The following is a 4592-nucleotide window of genomic DNA, read 5'->3' on the forward strand; positions in this document are numbered from 1 at the left end:
GTGATCCGGTCGTCGCGGGGGCGCATGCTGAGGGCCTGAGGGGCCTGCCCACGCCAAGCGTCTGACAGGTCCCTCCAGCCGATCCAGTCAGAGGGGATCTCGACCGCGCTGGCGGCGCAACTCAACGATCCCGCTCGTGAGCGCGACGGCGAAGCAGATCAGTCCGAGCAGCCATCCGATCGCGGCGAGCTCTGTCGGAACGAGCAGTGCCGCGAGTATGCACGCCGCCCCGATGAGCGGGAAGATGATGGCGATTCGCTGGGGAACTGAACGCGTCATGATCGCCTCTTAGGAGTAGTAGGTGGCGTCACGGACACAGTAGCTGATTGTGCCTGCTGCGCCTCCTGTCAGGGCGACCAGGCATGGCACGCAGGCCACGCCGGCGGTACCGACGCAGGCGACGGAGCATGCGATTGCGAGAGCCGTGATCGCCCACCCGGCGATGCCGGCAGCGCTGAGGCACTTGTTGAGGTTCCCCCACCAGTCGCCTTTCACGTAACCGTTCGGCGCTTTCGCCGTGGTGCGATCGGACGTGTGGTTGGCGATATCCGCTCGCGCACTCGCTGGCGCGTCCTTGTCAGTGACGACCTGGTCGAACGTGAGCTTGCCGTCGGTGTAGATCTTGGCGCGACCGGAGTAGTCGCTGTATGCGTAGAAGGTGGTTTCGATGACCGACACGCGGTTTCCGTCGGCGTCGACGAAGATGCTCAGTGAGCTGGGAGCGATCACACCCTGGCCCTCGGCCGCGGGAAGGCGCAGTACGCGTAGGTCACCGGCTTCGAGAGCCTCGGCGCGGGTGAGGTCGTGCCGGACCCCGCTCGAAGACCTGAGCGCATCAGCGTTCGACTCGAGGAGGGAGTCGCGCACGTCCGTCGGCAACGGTTCGAGCTCCGCGAGGCCGTCCATTCCGGGAAGCGACGGCGCTCCCGACTGTTGCAGCGCGACGAGAGTCGGGTCGGTGCGCGTTGTCGCGGATGCCGGCGCGGCGAACATCGATGTCAGCACCGCGATCGCCGCAATAGCGGCAGTGATCAGTTGGCCGCGTGAGAGGCGCGACCGCGCGGCGCGAGTGGCGATGCCTGCGCCGTTGCGAGGTGGCGTGAGTGACATTTGCATGTGCTGTTCCCTTCTGTTGGGCCAGTTGGTAGTTCGCGTTTCCGAACAATCCCGTTGGCCCATATCGACTGGTCGCGAATACCCGTTCGCTAGTCGAAGCATGCTGAGTTCTGATCCTGCCCAGCAAGGCTCACGCGCGGTTCCTAGCCCCAGGGCTACCGATCGCGGCACAGTGAGCTGGTGCGGTTATGAGCTCACAGAGTGATGATTCCCAGCTCTGTGGCGCGGAGAACGATCTGGAGGCGGTTTTCTACACCCCACAGCTGGTTGATGTGGCGGATGTCGGCCTTCACAGTGCTCTCGGCGTAGTGCAGCTCGTCGGCGATTTCAGCGTTCGACAGCCCGTGTGAGATCAGCTCGATGACCTGCCGCTCTCTCTCGCTGAGCACAGGCGTAGTCGGAGTGCGAGCGTCGCCTGATTTGATCGCAGTGCGTACGAATCGTTCCTGCACCTCCGGGGAGACGACTCGGTCGCCGGCATGCGCGGCGACGACAGCGTCGATGATTTGCTCTGGCGTCGAGTTCTTCACGAGGTATCCGCACGCCCCCGCATAAAGGACCTCGAGCGCGCGCCACTCGGTGGTGAACGTCGTCAACGCGACGATGCGGCAGCTCGGGTTCCACTCCAGGAGGCGCTTGGTGGCCTCGACACCGCTGACGTCGGGCATCTTGATGTCCATGAGTACGACGTCTGGCTGGGTCTGCTTGCACACGTCCACTGCTTCGGAACCGTCAGCGGCTTCTCCGACGAGCGTGATGCGATCGTCGTCGGCGAGGAACGCGCGCAGCGCATGGCGTACGAGGGCCTCGTCGTCAACGACAAGAACACGCACGGCATCGCTCACCTCTTCACGCTATCGCGGGGTTGCCCGTGGAACCGTAGCCCTGGGGCTATGGTTCCGCAGGCCTCAAGTGTCAGCGACGTAGTGTGATGAGCATCCGTGTGCGTGACGACGTCGAACCCACTGGCTCGTGGTCGTAACGTCCCCCGACCAATAGGAGCCACATCATGCCCACACTGAACGTCTTCGGCTTCGGTGCATTTGCCGGTCTGGTGGCCAGGTCCAACGTCGATCTCGGCGATTGGCTGTGCAAGATGCTGGGCATCTGTGCCTGAAGCCCAGGAGAACTCAGGCGCGCAGCGAGAACTGATCCTCTCCGATCCTCCACGCTCCGCCCTCAGGAGGTTACTCGGCTCCCGCGAGTTCTGGGCCCAACGCGCCCTGCACCCCATCGCCAGGATCGTGCTCATCGTCGTGGTGAGCGTGCTGGTGATCATCGCCATCGGCTTCATTATCGCTACCGGCCGGCTCTCAGGCGCGGACGTTCTCGCGCTGATCCTCTATGTCGCACTCGCCGCGTTCGCGTGGCATCCCGTGACCGCAGCGTTCATGGTCATGGTGATTTGCAGTGTCGGAGTAGTGCTCACCGGAGGCGGGGGTGACCTTCTTGAGCTGGCCATCGCCCTAGGTCTTGTGGCGGCGACGTGCGCACCGTGGGTGATTGTGCTGCACGTTCTCGTCCTCGGGGCGCTGACAGCCGACATCGCGTTGACGGGTTCCTCGCTCACCGATGGCGGAGTGTATGGGATCGCGGGCATCGCGGCTGTCGCCTTCCTTTCAGGGTTGGCTTTCCGGCTCGTCACCGCACGCGAGGCGATCTTCGCGTCCGAGCGGGACCGTGTCGTCAGAGATCTCGAGACGCTGGCGCGAGAGGAGCAGGAACGGATCGCAGACGAACTGCACGACGGGATCGCGCACGATCTGACCCTCGTCCTTTTCCACGCACGCGCTCTGCCACGGCAGCCAGACGAGGCAGCACGCCAAGTCTCCCTCTCCACGATCGAGGAATCCGCAGAGAGGGCACTCCAGAGCATCCAATCGCTGCTGTCTCTGATGCGCGAGCCCAGACCCGACCGCCTCGACTCATACCCGGGGCGATACGAAGAGAGCGCGACCCGGACGGCGACGTCACTCGGTGAACTGCTGCGGGACGCAGGCATCGTGACGCGCGTGTCCGCACCGCGGGAGTTGTCTAGGGTGACGCCGACGGTCGACCGAGTTCTCACAGAGACCGCCATCGAGGCTGTCACGAACATCCTCAAGCACGCGCCCAACTCGCAGTCAGCAAGCATCGAGATCATCGATGGCTCGGAGACCGTCGAACTAGTCGTGAACAACGCGGCAGGCTCAGTGGTCACAAGCAGCATCACTCCTGGTGGACGTGGGCTGCATCGCGCGCGCCAACGTCTCGCTCAGTGCGGTGGGCGGCTGGAGTCAGGGAGCACGCCGGATGGATGGGGCCTCCGTGCCATCGTTCGTACAGCAGCTGGAGACGAGTAGCGCCCGCTCCGAAGTCACGGCGTTGATCCGTCAGGTGTCTGGCGGCGTCGTGAACCCTCGAGCACGCAATACCAGTTACCCGATGGCGGTCACCGGTGGAGGCCTCTGCAGGCCCCCCGCGACCAGCCGTACCGCGTTGCGATAAGAGCTACTCTGCCCCTGCACGCCGTGGCCATGCCCGCCACCCGGACGGCAGTCGCTGCAGGACCTGCTTCGCCGCAGCAAGGCGCTCCGGAGCCACGGTGCTGATGCTCGACGAACCACCGGATGAGCCGTTGGCGAACCGCACCTGGTACCACGCCGCCGGCTCTCCGTCACGCCGTTCGACGCTCTCGCTGTAATTGCCGCTGACGACGGCGAAGACGTACTCCTCCAGCTCGTCGGCCTCGCGCTGCCACGTCGTGTCGCAGGCGTCGCATCCGCACAGCGGATAGGGGAAGTCGTGCAGCAGGCCGGCGTGCATCAACAGACCCGGGAACGAGGTGAACACGAAGGTCAGCGGAGCGCACTTCGGATCGCGGGGGCGCACCCGCACCGCGCGCGGCACGTCCCAGCTCGGTGCTGCGAGAAGGTCGGCGACGACATGCGCACCTTCCTCGACCTCGACGTCGTACGTGAGCCGCAGATGGTCGATGAGTTCCGCGGCGACCGCGTGCAGCGGCGCGTACCGTTCCGGATGTACGGTGACCGAATACGCCTCGGTCGGCGGCGAGTCGGACCACCGGTGCCCGTAGTCGATGACCTGTCCGTCGGCATCGACGAATACCTGCGGTGCGATCGACGGGCGGGTGTACGGGCTCATCCCGTCATCCTGCCGCAGCCGTGATCGGCGCGCACTCACCGCGTGCGCGGGACGAACCTCGGCACCCAGCGGATGAACCCGGCCGCCCCCGCGAGGCCGATCACGCCGATGACGCCGGTGGCGACCGAGAGGGAGACCACCGCGGCGACGGCAGAGACGAGCAGGGGAGCGACCGCACCCCCGGCATCCGTCAGCGTCCGCCACGACCCGAGGAAGGCCGCCGGGTCGTCCTGCGGCGCGACGTCGGCGCCGAGCGTGAGCAGGATGCCGCTGGAAAGACCATTGCCCACGCCCAGCACGACTCTAGAGGATCCCCGGGACCGAGCTCGAAT

The 4592-nt window shown here is 65.5% G+C and carries 5 protein-coding genes and 1 pseudogene; 1 reads left to right on the top strand and 5 read right to left on the bottom strand.

What is annotated here, in order from left to right; genetic code table 11:
- Positions 1–87: 87 nt before the first annotated feature.
- The 3 genes from I5I_RS03345 to I5I_RS03355 all read right to left on the bottom strand — a co-directional run bounded on the left by I5I_RS03345 (position 88) and on the right by I5I_RS03355 (position 1961).
- Positions 88–279, bottom strand: a complete 192-nt coding sequence (locus I5I_RS03345; protein WP_036316466.1) for a hypothetical protein — start codon at positions 277–279, stop codon at positions 88–90.
- 9 nt (positions 280–288) lie between these two features.
- Positions 289–1110, bottom strand: a complete 822-nt coding sequence (locus tag I5I_RS03350) for a hypothetical protein (protein WP_148285477.1) — start codon at positions 1108–1110, stop codon at positions 289–291.
- A gap of 200 nt (positions 1111–1310) precedes the next feature.
- Entirely contained in the window at positions 1311–1961 is a 651-nt protein-coding gene (locus I5I_RS03355) for a response regulator transcription factor (protein ID WP_036316470.1), read from the bottom strand.
- Positions 1962–2225: 264 nt separating this feature from the next.
- Here I5I_RS03355 and I5I_RS03360 point away from each other — a divergent pair, with 264 nt between their 5' ends.
- Positions 2226–3458, top strand: coding sequence for a sensor histidine kinase (locus I5I_RS03360; RefSeq protein ID WP_239640006.1), 1233 nt, complete (start codon positions 2226–2228; stop codon positions 3456–3458).
- Between the two features lie 148 nt (positions 3459–3606).
- On the opposite strand, the gene I5I_RS03365 is transcribed toward I5I_RS03360, so the two are convergent.
- The gene (locus tag I5I_RS03365) at positions 3607–4260 is read right to left on the bottom strand and encodes a DUF6226 family protein (protein WP_036316473.1); all 654 of its coding nucleotides are present in this window, start codon (positions 4258–4260) and stop codon (positions 3607–3609) included.
- A gap of 35 nt (positions 4261–4295) precedes the next feature.
- A pseudogene (locus I5I_RS03370) lies at positions 4296–4592 on the bottom strand (MFS transporter); the annotation flags it as partial.

The organism is Microbacterium sp. B24 (genome assembly GCF_000333415.1).
Lineage (GTDB): Bacteria > Actinomycetota > Actinomycetes > Actinomycetales > Microbacteriaceae > Microbacterium.